We start from the raw sequence: 17,475 nt of genomic DNA, 5'->3' as shown, positions 1-17,475 counted from the left end.
ACGCCACATGTTCTAGTGTGCCTATTGTGCCGCCTCAACCCACCCTCAGGAGAATCCACATGGCCAAGCCGAAGACCAAGCCCGCCAAGACCAAGGCCGCGCCCGCCGGCGCCCCCCTCGCCTCGGCCCCATCGGCACCGAACATCGATATCGGGATCAGCAGCGGCGAGCGCAAGAAGATCGCCGACGGCCTGTCGCGGTTCCTGGCCGACAGCTACACGCTGTACCTGAAGACCCACAACTTCCACTGGAACATCACCGGCGCGATGTTCAATTCGCTGCATACGATGTTCGAGACGCAGTACACCGAGCAGTGGACCGCGCTGGACGAGATCGCCGAGCGCATCCGCGCGCTGGGGTTCAACGCGCCGGGGTCGTACCGCGAGTTTGTCGGCTTGACCTCGATCCAGGAAGAGCCGGGCCTGACCGACAGCGCCGACTGGCGCGAAATGGTCCGCCAGCTGGTGGTGGGCAACGAGGCGGTCTGCCGCACCGCGCGCAAGGTGCTGGACATCGCCGACGACGCCGACGATGCGCCGACCGAAGACCTGCTGACCCAGCGCCTGCAGACCCATGAGAAGTACGCGTGGATGCTGCGGTCGCTGCTGCAGTAAGCGCAACGCCTGAGTAAGTGAAGCGCGAGACGCCCGGCTGGTCCGGGCGTTTTGCTGTCGGGCCCTTTGAAGCCCCTCTCCCTGTGGCGACCGAAGGAAGTCCCTGTGGGAGAGAGGGGTTGGGGTGAGGGCCAACGGAGTCCTTGTCTTTGTTCTCCATGGTCGCTACCGCATCCGCGATGGCTTTTGCTTTTGATGGCCTTGCGGGACGGATCTTCTTCTTGGACGCATGGCGCCGCTGGCCGCGGGGGCCTTACTTTTCTTTGCTTGTGCAAAGAAAAGTAAGCAAAAGAAACACACCCCGGCGGTCCGCCCGCCGCTAAGCGGCGGGTGCGCAGTCCCGGCGGGAATTTTCGGACGGAGCCTCCTGCCCCGGCCGAAAACGGCGCACATCCCTGTGCGCCGCCCTGCGGGTTTTACCCGCCGGGATTGCCGGACCTAAGGGGCCCCAAAAGCCCGCACGGACAGATCCGGCGTGCACGCCGTTGCCCTGGATCTTCGGGGTCCCCATGAGGCACGGCGAGTGGGCCGGGTAAAACCCGAAGGGCGCCGTCATGGATGACGGCGTTTTCGTATGGCACAGGGATGTGCCATACGAAAATTCCCGGCCCGCCCGCGGACCCGGAGCGAAGCGCAGGGCGTGCCGCCTGGGGTGTGTTTCTTTGCTTCTTTCTTTGCACAAGCAAAGAAAGAAGGCCGCCGCGGCGAGCGGCGCCATACATCCAATAAAAAAAGTCCATCCCGCAAGGCCATGAAACCACTGCCATCGCGGATGCGGTGCCAAACCCAGTCCTGGTAGGACAGTGTCTTCGTTGCCCCTCACCCCAACCCCTCTCTCCCACAGGGACTTCCTTCGGTCGCCGCAGGAGAGGGGCTTCCACCCGCCGCTCGCGCCAGGATGAACTCCTACCCCCAGTCAAAGGGTTTTCCGATAGTCCGCTGTGCCCGCCGACCAGGCCAACACCCGTCATCGCGTTATCCTGTCCCCATGTCGTCCCCCGCCCTCGAAACACTGCAGCGCGTCTTCGGTTACAGCGCCTTCCGCGGCCACCAGCAGGCCATCGTCGAACACCTCGCCGCCGGCCACGATGCGCTCGTGCTGATGCCCACCGGCGCCGGCAAGTCGCTGTGCTACCAGGTGCCCGCGCTGCTGCGCGAGGGCACCGGCATCGTCGTTTCGCCGTTGATCGCCTTGATGCAGGACCAGGTGGACGCCCTGCGCCAGCTGGGTGTGCGCGCCGCTTTCCTGAATTCCTCCCTGGCCGCCGACGAAGCCGCCCAGGTGGAGCAGGCCCTCCTGCGGGGCGATCTGGACCTGCTGTACGTCGCGCCGGAGCGGCTGCTGACGGGGCGCTTCCTGTCGCTGCTGGACCGCAGCCGGATCGCCCTGTTCGCCATCGACGAGGCGCACTGCGTCTCGGCCTGGGGCCACGACTTCCGCCGCGAGTACCTGGAACTGGCCCTGCTGCACGAGCGCTGGCCCGACGTGCCGCGCATCGCGCTGACCGCCACCGCCGACCCGCCCACCCAGCGCGAGATCGCCGAGCGACTGAACCTCGTGGAGGCGCAGAAGTTCGTCAGCTCGTTCGACCGCCCCAACATCCGCTACACGGTGGTGCAGAAGGACAACGCCCGCCACCAGCTGCGCGACATGCTGCGCAAGCACAAGGGCGAGGCCGGCATCGTCTACTGCCTGTCGCGCAAGCGGGTGGAGCAGTTCGCCGATTACCTGGCCGAGCAGGGCTTCAATGCCCTGCCCTACCACGCCGGCCTGGATGCCGAGGTGCGCGCCCACCACCAGCGGCGTTTCCTGCGTGAGGACGGCATCGTCATGGTGGCGACGATTGCGTTCGGCATGGGCATCGACAAGCCCGACGTGCGCTTCGTGGCGCACGTGGACCTGCCCAAGTCGATGGAAGGCTACTACCAGGAAACCGGCCGTGCCGGCCGCGACGGCGAGGCGGCCGAAGCCTGGCTGTGCTACGGGCTGGGCGATGTGGTGCTGCTGAAGCAGATGATCGAGCAGTCCGAGGCCGGCGAGGACCGCAAGCGGCTCGAGCGGCGGAAGCTGGACCAATTGCTCGGGTACTGCGAATCCACCCAGTGCCGGCGGCAGGTGCTGCTGGCCGGTTTCGGCGAGGTATACCCGCACGACTGCGGCAACTGCGACAACTGCATGAGCCCCGCCGAAACCTGGGACGCCACCGAGGCCGCGCAGAAAGCCCTGAGCTGCGTGTACCGCAGCGGCCAGCGCTTCGGTGTGAACCACGTGATCGACGTATTGCGCGGCAGCGAGAGCGAGCGCATCCGCCAGTGCGGTCACGACCACCTGACCACCTACGGCATCGGCAAGGACCTGGACGCCACCACCTGGCGCAGCGTGTTCCGGCAGCTGGTGGCCTGCGGACTGCTGGAAGTGGAGGCCGAGTTCGGCAGCCTGCGCCTGACCGAGGGCAGCCGCGCGGTGCTGCGGGGCGAGCGCCGCCTGCAGCTGCGCAAGGAACAGCGCGAGCGGCGCGAACGCGACCGCAGCCCCCGCAGCGGCGTGGCCGTGGAGGCCGCCGACCTGCCCCGCTTCCAGGCCCTGCGCGACCTGCGCGCGCAGCTGGCGCGCGAACAGAACGTCCCGGCCTACGTCATCTTCCACGACAGCACGCTGCGCACTATCGCCGAACAGCAGCCCGCCACGCTGGACGACCTGGCACGCGTGGGCGGCATCGGCGGGGCGAAGCTGGCGCGCTACGGCGAGCGCGTGCTTGAAGCGCTGGGTGCGGTCGGCTGAGTTCCGCCGCCCGGGTGTCCGCATCAGCCGGCATTCAATCCGCGACTGTTAGCGTGCCCTGCAGGTGCCCGCCCGGTGTGCCGCTTCCAGGAATCTCGCATGAAGACGTTGACGCTCGCCCTGCTTGCCCTGCTGACAGCGACGCCCGCGTGGGCCCAGTCGAACGCCGAGGCCCTGGATCTGGCCCTGCCCAACGCCAGCGCGTACGCCAACGACGCGCCAGGCACGTGGTACGGCGATCGCCAGGTCGCGAGGTCGAAGGGCCAGCGCGAGGAGGCGCCGGTCGATCCCTGCGCCTGGTACGGCGATGACGACGGCGATGGCGTGACCGGCAGCATCACCACCGGCATCGGCTACAGCAAGGGATACGGCCGCAGCACCTACAACGCGGCCAACCTCAACCTGTGCAAGACCACGTACAACGACGAAGGCAAGCCGCGTACGTTCAATCTCGACATCAATGTCAGTCGTTCCGATGGGCCCGGCTACTACTACGGCCCCGGTCATGGCCCCGGACCGATGATGCGGGCCGCGCCGCGCCCCTGATCCGCCGTCAGCTGCGCGTCGCCTGGCGCGCAGCGCCGGCCACGCACAGCAGCAACGCGACCAGCAGGCCGAACGCCATCGGCAGCGAGGTCGCCTTGGCGACGAAACCCAGCGCCGCAGGCCCCAGCAACACGCCCGCGTAACCCATCGTGGTGACGGCGGCCACCGCCAGGTGCGTGGGCATGTCGTGCTGCCGTCCGGCCGCGGAGAACATCACCGGCACTACGTTCGCGGCACCCGCACCGACCAGGGCGAAGCCCGCCAGTCCTGCCATCGGCGATGCGGAAAGAATGGCCAGGGCGAATCCTGCGGCAGCGACCAGCGCACCGCAGACGACCACGCGGAATGCGCCAAGCGCCTGCACGATGCGGTCGCCGGTCAGGCGCCCGAGCGTCATCGTCGCCGCGAAGGCGACATAGCCGAAGCCCGCGGTAGCGGGATCGGCATGACGCACGGTGCTGAGGAACACCGCACTCCAGTCCAGCACCGCGCCTTCGGACAGGAACATCGCAAAACACACCGCGCCCACCAGCAGTACGCGGCCGCGCGGCAGCGCAAACGCCGGATGGTCGCCCTCGCCGCCCTGCGCCAGCAGGCCGCCATGCGCCGCGGCGAGCAGCAGCGCCGCCAGTACGGCCGTACCGGTGATCGCGACCAGCGGCGACGCACCCAATGCCAGCGCACCCGCCACGCCGCCGGCGCCGGCGATGCCGCCGACGCTGTACATGCCGTGGAATCCGGACATCATCGCGCGTCCGCTGGCGCGTTCGACGATGACCGCCTGCAGGTTCATCACCACGTCCAGCACGCCCAAGCTGGCGCCGAACACGGCCAATGCCGCCGCCAGCACCGGAATAGAGGGCGCCAGCATCAGCGCCGGCAGGCACAGGCAGATCACCGTGCCCGCGGCGAGGATCGTGCGCCGGCAGCCGAACCGCGCGGCCAGCCCGCCGGCCAGCGGCATCATCAAGACGGAACCGATGCCCAGGCAGAGCAGCATCAGCCCGAGTTGCGCATCGTCGAGGGCCAGCCTGCGCTTGGCGAACGGAATCAGCGGCGCCCAGGCCGACACCGCGAAGCCGGCGATGAAGAAGGCGAGACGGGTGGCGATGCGTTCGCGCGCGCCGGGGCGGTCCTCACCCGCGCGGCCAGGCGTGGCCGCATCCTCAAGCGGCGACATGCCGGATCAGGGCGCGAGCAGCTCGAACTGCACCGCCTCGCCAGTCGTGGCCGAAGGCGCGATCCACAGGTCGAACAGGCCGGGCTCTGCCGCCAACCGGTTGTCCACGCCGTGGAAGGCGAGGTCGGCGCGGGTCAGGGTGAATTCGACATCCAGCGACTGCCCGGCGGCCAGGGCGATCTTGCGGAACCGCTTCAGCTCGCGCACCGGCCGCACCCGGCTGGCGATGCGGTCGCGCACGTACAGCTGCACGACGTCCTCGCCGTCGCGCGCGCCGACGTTGGTGATGCGCGTGCGGACCGTCAGGGTGTCGTCCCAGCCCAGCCGGGTGTCGCTGAGTTGCGGCAGGCCATACTCGAACCGCGTGTACGTAAGCCCATGGCCGAACGGATAAAGCGCCGCATGCGGCACCTCACGCCAGCGCGTCTGGAAGAAACGCGGCGTGCCCGGCACATTGGGACGGCCGGTGGCGGGATGGTTGTAGAAGTACGGCTGCTGGCCGGCATCCTGCGGAAAGCTCACCGGCAGCCGCGCCGAGGGGTTGTAGTCGCCGAACACCACATCGGCCACCGCCGGCCCGGTCTGCGTGCCCAGGAACCACGTCACCAACAGCGCCTGCGCCTCGCGCACCGCGCCTTCCAGCGCCAGCGCACGGCCGTTGCGCAGCACCACCACGACGGGCGTGCCGGTCGCGGCGACGGCCTCGGCCAACGCCTGCTGTGCCGCGGGGATCACGATCTGCGTTCGCGACTGCGCTTCGCCGGAGAAGTCGTGCGGTTCACCCAGCGCCAGCAGCACGACATCGGCCGCGCGTGCGGCCGCCACCGCGGCCTCGATGCCACCCTCGACGGCGGCCTCGATGCCGCTGCCCGGCACGACGACTAGCGCGGACGGATCGTCCAGCGCGGCGCGCAGACCGGTTTCCAGATCGACCATGCGCGAGGCATCGCCGAAGATGTTCCAGCAGCCACCGAGATGGGCGGTGTCCTGCGCGAACGGCCCGATCAGCGCAATACGCTGGCCGCTCTTCATCAGCGGCAGCACGTCGCCGTCGTTCTTCAGCAGGACGATGGACCGGCGCGCGCAGTCGCGCGCCAGCGCGTCGTGCGCAGGAATGTGCGACTGGTCCGCCTCGCGCGCGGCGTCCAGGCAGCGGTAGGGATCGTCGAACAGGCCGGCCGCCGCCTTCACGTGCAGCACGCGGCGCACCGCCTCGTCGACCTCGACCATCGACAGCCTGCCCTGCTCCACCAGCGCGGCCACGTGGTTGGCGTACACGCCGCTCTGCAGGCTCATGTCCAGGCCGGCCGACAGCGCCTTCTGCGCCGCATCGGCCTCATCGGCGGCATAGCCGTGGGCGACCAGTTCCAGGTCGGACGTGTAGTCGGAGACGACGAAGCCCTCGAACTTCCACTCGCCGCGCAGGATGGCGGTCAGCAGTTCGCGGTTGGCGGACGCGGGCACGCCGTTGATGTCGTTGAACGAACTCATCAGCGTCAGTGCGCCGGCATCCAGGGCGGCCTTGAACGGCGGCAGGTGCACGTCGCGCAGGGTCTGCGGCGCCATGTCCACGAAGTTGTAGTCCAGGCCGGCGGAAATCGCGCCATAGGCGGCGAAGTGCTTGGGCGTGGTCAGCAGCGAATCGGGCGCGGTCAGGTCCCCGCCTTGAAAACCGCGCACGCGGGCGGCGGCGAACTCGCAGGACAGGTACACGTCCTCGCCGGAGGTTTCGGCCACGCGGCCCCAGCGCTGGTCGCGCGCGACATCGACCATCGGCGCGAACGTCCAGTGGATGCCGGCCGCGGTCGCTTCCTTCGCGGTGGCCCGCGCGGTGCGCTCGGCCAGGTCGGGTTCGAAACTGGCGGCTTCGCCCAGCGGGATCGGGAACACCGTGCGCATGCCGTGGATCACGTCGGCGCCCAGCAGCAGCGGGATGCCCAAGCGGCTCTCCTCCACCGCGATGCGCTGCGCCTCGCGGCCCTCGGCCGCGCCCACACCGTTGAACAGCGCACCGACACGGCCGCTGCGGATCTGCTCGCGCACCTGCTCGGCATCGCGGGCGAAGGTCTCCGGGTTGACCTCGAAGGCGAACGGCCGCAGCGCATCGGCAAAGGCGCCGAGCTGACCGATCTTTTCCTCCAGCGTCATGGCGGCGATCAGGCGCTCGATCCTTCGCTGATGCGGCATGTAGGCGATCCTCCCGGGAACGCGGGTGTTACGGAGACGGCATTATGAAAACGTTTACAGTCAGGGTCAAACCCCGCCAGGGAGGGCCTCGGCGTCCTCCCGGGACCGCCTGCCTCAGCCCGCCATGCCGGAGTGCCGCAGCAGGGCGTCGATGCGCGGCGCGCGGCCACGGAAGGCGCGGAAGTTCTCACCGGCGGGACGGCTGCCTCCCCGCGCCAGGATTTCGTGGCGGAAGCGTGCCCCGGTAGCCGCGACCTCGCCCGGCGCTTCCTCGAACGCCGCGTAGGCGTCCGCACTGAGCACCTCGGCCCACTTGTAGCTGTAGTAGCCCGCCCCGTAACCGCCGGCGAAGATGTGGCTGAACTGGTGCGGGAAGCGGTTCCAGTCCGGCGGCACGTTCACCGCCACTTCGGCGCGCACCCGGTCCAGCAGCGCCAGCACGCTGTCGTCGGCCGCATCGAAACCGCTGTGCAGCTGCATGTCGAACAGCCCGAACTCGAGCTGACGGACCGTCGCCATCCCACTCTGGAAATTCTTCGCCGCGACCATCCTGTCGAACAGCGCGCGCGGCAACGGTTCGCCGGTATCGACGTGCGCCGTCATCGCCTGCACCCGCGCCCATTCCCAGCAGAAGTTCTCCATGAACTGGCTGGGCAGCTCCACCGCATCCCATTCCACCCCGTTGATGCCGGCCACGCCCAGCTCGCCGACCTGCGTCAGCAGCTGGTGCAGGCCGTGCCCCATCTCGTGGAACAGGGTGGTGACATCGTTGTGGCTGAGGGTCGCGGGCCTGCCGTCCACACCTTTGCCGAAGTTGCACACCAGGTACACGATCGGCGTCTGCGTCCCCCGCGCGGTGTCGCGCCGGTTGCGGCAGTCGTCCATCCAGGCGCCGCCCCGCTTGCCCTCGCGGGCGTACAGGTCCAGGTAGAACTGGCCGACCAGCGTGCCCTGGTCGTCCACCAGCCGGTAAAAGCGCACATCCGGATGCCAGGTGGGCGCCGCATCCTGCTCCACCCGCAGGCCGTACAGGTCGCCGATCACGCCGAACAGGCCCTTCAGCACCGCCGGCTCGGTGAAGTACTGCTTCACCTCCTGCGCCGAGAAGCTGTAGCGCGCCTGCTTGAGCTTCTCGCTGGCGTAGGCCAGGTCCCAGGCTTCGACGGTGTCCAGCCCCAGGTGCTCGCGCGCGAAGGCTTCCAGCTCGGCGCGGTCGCGCTGCGCATGCGGCTTCGCGCGCGCGGCCAGGTCGCGCAGGAAGCGCAGCACCTCGTCCGGTGTGTCGGCCATCTTGGTGGCCAGCGAATAGGCTGCATAGCTGTCGAAGCCGAGCATGCCGGCCAGCTCCATGCGCAGCGCCAGGATGCGGTCGATCAGCGCGGAGTTGTCGAGCGCTTCGTTGCCGCCCAGCTCCGACGCGCGCACCGCGTTGGCCCGGTACAGCGTCTCGCGCAGCGCGCGGTCGTCGGCGTAGGCCTGCACCGGCAGGTAGCACGGCATCTGCAGGGTGAACTTCCAGCCGGGCTCATCGTCGGCCTTGGCGGCGGCACGCGCGGCGGCTACCACGTCGGCCGGCAAGCCACCCAGGTGCTGCTTGTCCTTGATCCAGAATTCGTATTCGTCGGTGGCGTCCAGCACGTTCTGCGAGAACTTCGCCGACAGGGCGGCGAGTTCCTCCTTCACCTCGGCGAAGCGCGCCTTCTGCGCATCCGGCAGCTCCGCGCCGCCCAGGCGGAAGTCGCGCAATGCGTTCTCCAGCACCTTGCGTCGCGCGTCGTCGTAATGCGCGGCTTCGGGCGCATCGGCCAGGGCGCGGTACTGGCGGTACAGCGCCAGGTTCTGTCCCAGTGCGCTCCAGAAACGCGTCACCTTCGGCAACTGCGCGTTGTAGGCGCCGCGCAGGGCCGGCGTGTTCACCACGGCCTCCAGATGGGTCACCTGGTTCCAGGCCCGGGCGAGGCGTTCGGTGGCGTCGTCCAGCGGCACCACGAAGCTGTCCCAGGTCACCGGCGAAACCGCTTCGGCGGCGGCGACCGCCGCTTCCGCCTCGGCCAGCAGGTGATCGATGGCGGGCGCGATGTGCTCGGCACGGATCTCGTCGAAACGCGGCAGGCCCGAGAAGTCGAGCAGGGGGTTGGTCATGGGAACACCTGGTGCGAAGGGAATTCAGAGGGGCCAGTCGGCCTGCGCCAGCGGCGGCAGACCGCGTCCGGCGACGGCGGTCGCGACGGCATCGTCGCTTTCCACGATGGGGATGCCGCGCTCCAGATACCAGTCCCGGTTGTAGTAGCTGTGCGCGTACCGTTCACCGCTGTCGCACAGGATGCTGACGATGGAACCGGACCGGCCGGCGGCCCGCATGCGCTCGGCCGCGGCCAGCACGCCGACGAAGTTGGTACCGGTGGAGCCGCCGACACGCCGTCCCAGCACGGTGCTGACGTGACGCATGGCGGCCAGGCTCAGCGCATCCGGGACTTTCACCATCGCATCGATGCAGGCGGGGATGAAACTGGGTTCGCAATGCGGACGCCCGATCCCCTCGATGCCTGACCCGCGTCCGCAGGTCAGCGCCGTATCCTCGCAGCCGGTGCAGGCACCCCGGTACTGGTCGAAGAAGACCGAATGCTCCGGATCCGCGCACAGCACACGGGTGGGATGGCGGCGATAGCGGACATATCGCCCCAGGGTGGCGCTGGTGCCACCGGTGCCCGGGCTGCACACGATCCAATCTGGAATGGGGTGCGGCTCGGCGTCCATCTGCTTGAAGATGGATTCGGCGATGTTGTTGTTCGCCCGCCAGTCGGTGGCGCGTTCGGCGTAGGTGAACTGGTCCAGGAAATGGCCGCCCGTCTCGCAGGCGAGCTGCCGCGACACGGCATTGATCGCGCCCGGATCCTCGACCAGATGGCAGCGGCCACCCTGGAACTGGATCGCGGCGATCTTGTCCGGCGAGGTCGAGGACGGCATGACGGCGATGAACGGCAGGCCGAGCAGGCGCGCGAAGTAGGCTTCAGACACGGCGGTGGAACCGCTGGACGCCTCGATCACCGGCGCGCCCTCGCGCAGCCATCCGTTCGACAGCGCGTACAGGAACAGCGAGCGCGCCAGCCTGTGCTTCAGGCTGCCGGTGGGATGGCTGGACTCGTCCTTCAGATAGACGTCGATGCCGGGAAAGCCGGGCATCGGCAGCGGGATGAGGTGGGTATCGGCGGACCGGTTGAAATCCGCTTCGATGCGCTGGATCGCCTGCGCCGTCCAGTCACGTGCTGCCGTGGTCACGCCGCCCCCCTTGCGTGCGCCGATGCGAAAGCGGCGCGGTGATGGCGCGGCGGCGGGATGTGCGTGGTGGGCCGTGAAGGATTCGAACCTTCGACCAAAAGATTAAAAGTCTTCTGCTCTACCGACTGAGCTAACGGCCCGGGAACGCATCCCGGCCTTGCACCGGGATGCGCATTCTAGCGCATCGTCCGCGAGGGGGCGAAGTCCGCCCGGTTCACGCGTAGTGCGTGGGGTCCGGCACGCCCGCGTCGGCGAAGCCGGCGGCGCGCAGGCGGCAGGCATCGCAGTGCCTGCAGGCGCGGCCCTGGTCGTCGGCCTGGTAGCAGGACACCGTCTGCGAGAAATCGACGCCCAGGCGCATCCCCTCGCGCACGATGTCGGCCTTGCTCAGGCGCAGCAGCGGCGCGTGGATGCGCAGGCCAGCCCCTTCCACCCCCGCCTTGGTGGCGAGGTTGGCGAGCTTCTCGAACGCCTCGATGAATTCCGGCCGGCAATCCGGATAGCCAGAGTAGTCCACCGCGTTGACGCCGCAGAAGATGTCGCTGGCGCCCAGCACCTCGGCCCAGCCCAGCGCGACGGACAGCATGATGGTGTTGCGCGCGGGCACGTAGGTCACCGGGATACCGGGGCCGCCGGCCTCGGGCACATCGATGTCGTCGGTCAGCGCCGAGCCGCCGATGCTGCGCAGGTCCACGTGCACGGTCTTGTGCGCCACGGCGCCCAGGGACTGGGCCACGCGCGCGGCGGCGTCGAGTTCGGAGGTGTGCCGCTGGCCGTAGCGCACGCTGAGCGCATGCACGGCGAAGCCCTGCGCGCGGGCGATGGCGACGACGACGGCGGAGTCCATGCCTCCGGAAAGTAGGACGACGGCGTTTTTCATGTGCGGGATTCGGGAGTGGGGATTCGGGATTGGCAACGGCGGAATAGGATGTGCTTGAACGTTGTGGCGACCGGTCGCTCGGTGGGTGCTCGTGGGAAGCGCCTGCTGTCGGCTTCACGAATCCCGAACGCCCAATCCCCGCCGCCCTCAACGCCCCGGCTCGTCGTTCCACAGCAGCTTGTGCAGCTGCATCTGGAAGCGGACCGGCAGGCGGTCGGCGACGATCCAGTCCGCCAGGTCGCGGGGATCGAGTTCGCTCTTGCTGGGCGAGAACAGCACGTCGCAGCGCTCGGCCAGCCGGTGCTCGGCCACCATTTCGCGCGCCCATTCGTAGTCCCCGCGGCCGCACAGGACGAATTTCACCTGGTCGCGCGCGGTGAGCAGCGGAATGTTCTCCAGCCGGTTGCGGGCCATCTCCTTCGAGCCTGGCGTCTTCAGGTCGACCACGCGCGAGACGCGCGGATCCACGCCGGCGATGTCGATGGCGCCCGAGGTTTCCAGCGACACGTCGAAGCCCGCATCGCACAGCTTCTGCAGCAGCGAAAGACAGCGCTTCTGCGACAGCGGTTCGCCGCCGGTCACGCAGACATGCCGCACACCCTGGCGCGCGACTTCGGCCACGATGTCGTCGATCTCCCGCCATTGCCCGCCGTGGAAGGCGTAGGCGGTGTCGCAGTACTGGCAGCGCAGGGGGCAGCCGGTCAGGCGCACGAACACGGTGGGCCAGCCGACGGCATTCGCCTCTCCCTGCAGGGACAGGAAGATTTCGGTGATCTTGAGGCGTTCCAGCGGGGACTGGACGATCTCGCTGGGGCGGGCGGCGTCGTTCATGGGGTGCGCATGATACGCCCTGACCGTCCGGCAGCCCGCAGCAGCGCCCGGGCCTGCCCTAACGGCTCAGCGCAGGCGACCCAGCTGGATCGCGCGCAGGCGATCGTCGGCCGTGCGGGCCACGTCGGTGCCGGGGTACTTCGCGACGACCTCGGCCAGCGTGCGCTCGGCCTCGGGCAGTTTGCCCAGCCCGTAGTCGCACAAGCCCAGCTTCAGCAGGGCGCCGGCAGCCTTGTCGTGGGTGGGATATTGGGCCAGCAGCGCGCGGAACTGGTCAGCCGCCAGCGCGTAGTTCTGGGTGACGTAGTAACTCTCGCCCAGCCAGTACAGCGCGTTGGGCGCGTAGACGCCCGACGGATACAGCTGCAGGAAACTGCTGAACAGCTGCGCGGCGTCGGCGTAATCGCCGGCCTTCAGCTTGTCGAACGCGACGTTGTACGCGGTGCGTTCGTCGCCGGCCGCGGACATCGCGCCCAGGTCGCCATGCACGCTGGGCGGGCGTTCGGTGGTGGCAGGGGCAACGGCAGGCGCCGGCGCAATGGCCGGCCCGGATGTCGGTGTGCTGCTCAGCGGAGGCGCCGCGGCAGGCGCGGGAGTGACCGGCGCGGCGCCGCCTTCCAGGCGGTTGAGACGGCCGTCCAGGTCCAGGTACTGGTCCCGGTTGCGCTGCTTGAGCTGTTCGTTCTCGTTCTGCAGCTGTTCCAGCTGGGCCCGCAGCTCGCGCAGTTCCGTTTCCTGCTGGGTGACGCGGTTGAGCAGGTCCAGGTTCTGCTGGGGGTTGTTGGCCTTGGCTTCCAGCGCCGCGACGCGGTCGGCCAGGCTCACGCGCTGGGCATGGGCGGGAGCGGCGGCCACCAGGGCCGCCGCGAGAACCAGCATGTACTTCTTGGCGATCATCGTGACGACGACGGCTTACTTCGCCGTGTAGACGATCTCGACGCGACGGTTCTGCGACCAGCAGGACTCGTCGGACTGGGTGCACACCGGGCGCTCTTCGCCGTAGCTGACCACGGTCAGCTGGCTGGCCGAACCGCCGGCAGCCTGCAGGGCCGAATTGACGGCATTGCCGCGGCGCTCGCCCAGGCCCAGGTTGTACTCGCGGCTGCCGCGCTCGTCGGCGTGGCCTTCCAGCGAGATGCGCGAGGACGGACGGTCGCGCAGGTACTTGGCGTGGCAGCCCATGATGGCCTGGAACTCCGGCTTCAGGGCGTCCTGGTCCAGATCGAAGTACACCACGCGCTGGCGCAGGCAGGCGTCGGTATCCAGGTCGTTCGGGCCGTACACACCGGAGGTGGTGGGCGCGGTCGGGGTGGTCGGCGCGGTGGTCGTGGTGTCGGCGGGCGGCGTCGGCTTGACGTCCTTCTTGCAGCCAGCCAGCACGGCGACGGACATCAGGGACAGCATCAGCACACGGGTGGTGTTGTTCATGGTCATTCCTTGCGTCATGGGGAACGGGGGATCGAAACTACATTGTAGACATAAACTTAACGGGCGGTCCGGTAGGGCGACCACGCCGGCTCGCGCACATCGGCATTGGCCACGACCAGACGCTGGCGTACGCGCGCGTCGGCCGAGACGGCATACAGCACACCCCGCCCGCCCTCACGCGCGGCATACAGCACCATGCTGGCATTGGGGGCGAAGCTGGGGGATTCGTCCAGCGAGCCCGGCGACAGCGACGACCAGCGAGCGCTGCCCAGGCTGCTGTCCATCAGGGCGATGCGGTAGTTGTTGCCCGCGCCCTGCACGACGGCGATCTTCTTGCCATCGAAGGACACTGTGGCGGTGGCGTTGTACGTGCCCTCGAACGTCACCCGGCTGGCGCTGCCGCCTGCCGCCGGAACGCGGTAGATCTGCGGGCGACCGCCGCGGTCGGAGGTGAAGTAGATGGTGCCGCCGTCCGCGCTCCACACCGGCTCGGTGTCGATGGCGGAGGTGTTGGTCAGCTGGCGCAGCGAACGGCTGCCCAGGTCCATCACGTAGATCTCGGGATTCCCGCTGCGCGACAGGGTCAACGCCAGCTGGCGGCCATCGGGCGAGAACGACGGCGCGCCGTTGATGCCGCGGAAGCTGGCCACCTTCTCGCGCGCGCCGGTGGAGATGTCCTGGATATAGATGGCCGAGTTGCCGCTTTCGAAGCTGACGTAGGCCAGCCTGCGGCCGTCCGGGCTCCACGACGGCGACAGCAGCGGCTCGGCCGAGCGCACCACGGTCTGCGGGTTGTAGCCGTCCGAATCGGCCACCATCAGCGCATAGCGCGTGGCCTTGCCGGTGCCGGCCGCGGTCACGTAGGCGATACGGGTCCAGAAGGCGCCACGCACGCCCAGGATCTTTTCGTAGATGGCATCGGCCATCTGGTGGGCCACGTCGCGCATGGCGCTGGCGCGGGCGGTCATCGCCAGGCCGAGCATGCGCTCCTGCTTGGCCACGTCGAACAGTTCGTACTCCACCCGGTAGCTGCCGTCGCCGGCATCGGCCACGCGACCGACCACCAGGTAGTCCTGACGCAGGGCGCGCCAGGTGGGGTACTGGATCTCGCCGCCCCGCGTCGGGCGCTCGGTGATGCTGGCCACCGGCAGGGTCCGGAACGCCCCGGAACGCTCCAGGTCGGCACGCACCACCGCCGCCACATCGGTGGCCGGCGCAGCGGCGGTGCCTTGGTAGGGCATGGGCACCACGGTGATGGGCAGGGCGGAGGCGTTGCCGCCGATGATGTCGATTTCCAGACCCTGCTGCTGGGCGGAAGCCAGCGCGGGCAGGAGCGTGAAGAGGACGAGGGCGAACCAGCGCAGCGGTTTGATCATGGGCACGGCAACTCTGCGGTTGGGCGGGGCGGCACAGGGATACCAGCCTCCGCGTGAACGTTTTAACAATTGTGAACGAGGATCGCGAAAACGCCGCGTGAAGTCAGCGGTCCCGGGCCTCGAAGTTGAGCGTCAGGGTACGCGCGAACACCGATTCGTAGCCCCGGTACGGCAGCGGCTGGGCCTTCAGCACCGCGCGCTCCACCGAATCCTGGCCTGCTGCGTCCATCGCGCACCCGGGCTGGACCTTGGCGCTCATCACCTCGCCGCCCGGCAGCTGGGTGATCACCACCCGACAGCGGGTGCCGACCGGCACCGACTCGGGACGGGTCCACTGCCTCAACACCGCCTCCTGGATGGCCGCCGCGTAGCGACCCCGCAGGTCCGCGTCGGTACCGCCATTGCCGGCCGGGGCTGCGGGCTGGCCGTACTGCGACTGGTTGGCCGACGCAGCCGCCTGCCGCGCACGCGCGTCGGCCAGCTGGCGCAGCTTCTGCTCGGCCAGCTGGGCCTCGCGGGCGGCCTGGGCACGCTGCCGGCGGATTTCCTCCAACCGCTTCTTGTCGGCTTCGGCCTTCTGCTGCGCCTCGGCGGCGATGCGTTTCTGCCGGTCTTCTTCCTGCTGCGCGGCCAGGCGGCGCTGTTGTTCGGCCTGCTCCTGCCGTTTGCGTTCGGTCAGGTCGATCTGTTCCTGGCGACGCTTGGCTTCCTGCTCCTGACGGGCCTTTTCCTGCGAGATCGCATCAAGCCTCGCCTCGTCCTGTTCGGTCGTATCGGGAACGGGAATGCGCTCCTGCGCCTCGGCCTGGCGTTCGACCGGCGCATCCTGCGGGGACGGCTCGGGAATCGGCTGCGGCGGCGGCACGGTGTCTTCCGGCGCCGGCTCCTCCACGGGCTCGGGCAACGGCGCAGGCGTGAAGTCCAGCGCGCGCTCGACCGCGCGCTGGTCGGCGGCAGACGCGTCCAGCGTGGCCTCCATCGTCGGCGCACCGGCCGCATTGAGGCGATCGCGGTCCCAGGTCAGCAGCGGCGACACGATCAGCAGCACGGCCAGCAGCAGGTGCAGGCCGACCGCCCAGGCGATCGCCCTGCCCAGCCCTTCGTCGCGTTGGGCCGGATGACGCGGGGCGACTTCAGCGTGCATTGCCACCCGCGTTGGTCATCAGGCTGACATTGCTGACCTTGGCGCGACGGAGGACGTCCATCGCATCCAGCACCTTCTGGTAGGGCGCCGAACCTTCGGCCGCCACCATGATGCGCAGCTCGTTGCCCTGCTCGCCCCGGATCGCGGCGACCTTGGCCTCCAGTCCAGCAGCGTCCAGCACTTCAGGCTGCTCGGCTTCCGGCAGCTTCAGGCCGAAGCGGCCGTCCGGATAGGCGATGACGATGATGGGCTCGTTGCGGGTCTCGACCGCCTTCGCGCTCGACGACGGCAGCTTGACGTCCACGCTGAGCGTCAGCAGCGGCGCGGTCACCATGAAGATGATCAGCAGCACCAGCATCACGTCGATGTACGGCACGACGTTGATCTCGGACTTCAGCTTGCGGCGCTTGCGATGGAAGATGCTTCCGGCCATGGGGCGCTCCGCTTACTCGCCCGAGCTCTGGCGCTGCAGGATCGAGCTGAACTCCTCGGCGAAGCTCTCGTAGCGCACCGACAGACGCTCCACGCGGGTGGTGAAACGGTTGTAGGCCCACACCGCCGGGATGGCGACGAACAGGCCGATCGCGGTGGCGAACAACGCCTCCGAGATACCCGGCGCGACGGCGGCGATGCCCGCCTGCTCGCCGCTGTTGAGCATGTCGTGCATGGTGACCATGATGCCGAACACGGTGCCTACCAGGCCCACGTAGGGCGCGGTCGAGCCGATGTTGGCCAGCAGTTCCAGGTTGCGTTCCAGCTGGTCGACCTCGCGCGTGTAGGTCACGCGCATCGCGCGCTGGGCGCCTTCCAGCTGCGCGCGTCCGTCCAGGCCGCGCTTGTCGCGCAGGCGGGTGAACTCGCGGAAGCCGGCTTCGAAGATCGCCTCGAGCCCGGTGACGACGCGGTTGCGGTCGGCGGCGCCGGCGTAGAGCTTGTGCAGTTCGGCGCCGGACCAGAACCGGCCCTCGAACTCGTCGGCGTCGCGGTTGGCGGTCTTGAACACCCGCGCCTTGCGGAAAATGATGATCCAGCTGATCAGCGAGCCGGCCAGCAGCAACAGCACGATCAGCTTCACCGGCAGGCTGGCCTTGAGCATCAGGTCGATGTAGTTGATCCCGCTGTGCACGGTTTCGGCCGTGGCCTGGGCGGCGGCGGCGGCGGTTTCCGGCGGCAGCGCCTCCACCACGGTGTCCTGGAAGGCCAGCAGCGTTGCGATCATCCGTCGTTC

15 protein-coding genes and 1 tRNA gene are annotated in these 17,475 nt (G+C 68.8%); 3 read left to right on the top strand and 13 right to left on the bottom strand.

The annotated features are described in order from the left end of the window. Positions 1-59 precede the first annotated feature (59 nt). The 3 genes from IAE60_RS07755 (at position 60) to IAE60_RS07745 (ending at position 3,942) form a co-directional block, all read left to right on the top strand. Positions 60-614, top strand: a complete 555-nt coding sequence (locus IAE60_RS07755; protein WP_187574441.1) for a Dps family protein — start codon at positions 60-62, stop codon at positions 612-614. A 988-nt stretch (positions 615-1,602) separates the two neighbouring features. Continuing rightward, the gene (gene recQ / locus IAE60_RS07750) at positions 1,603-3,396 is read left to right on the top strand and encodes a DNA helicase RecQ (RefSeq protein ID WP_185895326.1); all 1,794 of its coding nucleotides are present in this window, start codon (positions 1,603-1,605) and stop codon (positions 3,394-3,396) included. 99 nt (positions 3,397-3,495) lie between these two features. Beyond that, the gene (locus IAE60_RS07745) at positions 3,496-3,942 is read left to right on the top strand and encodes a hypothetical protein (RefSeq protein ID WP_187574440.1); all 447 of its coding nucleotides are present in this window, start codon (positions 3,496-3,498) and stop codon (positions 3,940-3,942) included. Positions 3,943-3,949: 7 nt separating this feature from the next. Here IAE60_RS07745 and IAE60_RS07740 read toward each other — a convergent pair whose 3' ends face one another. From IAE60_RS07740 to tolQ, 13 genes are all read right to left on the bottom strand, one after another. Next, a complete protein-coding gene (locus tag IAE60_RS07740; protein ID WP_187574439.1) occupies positions 3,950-5,122 on the bottom strand; it encodes an MFS transporter in 1,173 nt (390 codons plus the stop codon). A gap of 6 nt (positions 5,123-5,128) precedes the next feature. Beyond that, on the bottom strand, positions 5,129-7,309 hold the full coding sequence (locus IAE60_RS07735; RefSeq protein ID WP_187574438.1) for a glycoside hydrolase family 3 N-terminal domain-containing protein: 2,181 nt from the start codon (positions 7,307-7,309) through the stop codon (positions 5,129-5,131). Between the two features lie 114 nt (positions 7,310-7,423). Further along, positions 7,424-9,451, bottom strand: a complete 2,028-nt coding sequence (locus IAE60_RS07730) for a M3 family metallopeptidase (protein ID WP_187574437.1) — start codon at positions 9,449-9,451, stop codon at positions 7,424-7,426. A 24-nt stretch (positions 9,452-9,475) separates the two neighbouring features. After that, complete coding sequence (locus IAE60_RS07725; RefSeq protein WP_244966679.1) at positions 9,476-10,588, bottom strand: PLP-dependent cysteine synthase family protein; 1,113 nt, start codon at positions 10,586-10,588, stop codon at positions 9,476-9,478. 64 nt (positions 10,589-10,652) lie between these two features. After that, a tRNA-Lys gene (locus tag IAE60_RS07720) sits at positions 10,653-10,728 on the bottom strand. Between the two features lie 74 nt (positions 10,729-10,802). Continuing rightward, entirely contained in the window at positions 10,803-11,468 is a 666-nt protein-coding gene (gene queC, locus IAE60_RS07715) for a 7-cyano-7-deazaguanine synthase QueC (protein WP_162110835.1), read from the bottom strand. 147 nt (positions 11,469-11,615) lie between these two features. Beyond that, positions 11,616-12,299: a 7-carboxy-7-deazaguanine synthase QueE gene (gene queE, locus IAE60_RS07710; protein ID WP_185895320.1), complete on the bottom strand. Its 684-nt coding sequence runs from the start codon at positions 12,297-12,299 to the stop codon at positions 11,616-11,618. 66 nt (positions 12,300-12,365) lie between these two features. Continuing rightward, positions 12,366-13,196: a tol-pal system protein YbgF gene (gene ybgF, locus IAE60_RS07705; RefSeq protein WP_187574436.1), complete on the bottom strand. Its 831-nt coding sequence runs from the start codon at positions 13,194-13,196 to the stop codon at positions 12,366-12,368. Between the two features lie 15 nt (positions 13,197-13,211). Beyond that, positions 13,212-13,727: a peptidoglycan-associated lipoprotein Pal gene (pal, locus tag IAE60_RS07700; RefSeq protein WP_185895318.1), complete on the bottom strand. Its 516-nt coding sequence runs from the start codon at positions 13,725-13,727 to the stop codon at positions 13,212-13,214. Between the two features lie 56 nt (positions 13,728-13,783). Next, positions 13,784-15,103, bottom strand: a complete 1,320-nt coding sequence (gene tolB / locus IAE60_RS07695; RefSeq protein WP_185895317.1) for a Tol-Pal system beta propeller repeat protein TolB — start codon at positions 15,101-15,103, stop codon at positions 13,784-13,786. 103 nt (positions 15,104-15,206) lie between these two features. Further along, positions 15,207-16,247: a cell envelope integrity protein TolA gene (gene tolA / locus IAE60_RS07690; RefSeq protein WP_187574435.1), complete on the bottom strand. Its 1,041-nt coding sequence runs from the start codon at positions 16,245-16,247 to the stop codon at positions 15,207-15,209. Then, entirely contained in the window at positions 16,237-16,680 is a 444-nt protein-coding gene (locus tag IAE60_RS07685; RefSeq protein ID WP_187574434.1) for an ExbD/TolR family protein, read from the bottom strand. The genes tolA and IAE60_RS07685 overlap by 11 nt, the downstream gene beginning before the upstream one ends. Before the next feature lie 12 nt (positions 16,681-16,692). Next, positions 16,693-17,466 carry a protein TolQ gene (tolQ, locus tag IAE60_RS07680; RefSeq protein WP_093487632.1) on the bottom strand — a complete coding sequence of 258 codons (774 nt, stop codon included), beginning with the start codon at positions 17,464-17,466 and terminating at the stop codon, positions 16,693-16,695. Positions 17,467-17,475: the final 9 nt, after the last annotated feature.

Source organism: Pseudoxanthomonas mexicana (assembly GCF_014397415.1).
GTDB lineage: Bacteria > Pseudomonadota > Gammaproteobacteria > Xanthomonadales > Xanthomonadaceae > Pseudoxanthomonas_A > Pseudoxanthomonas_A mexicana.
Note: the sequence above shows the minus strand (reverse complement) of the source record. Positions and strands in the feature narration are given on the sequence as shown.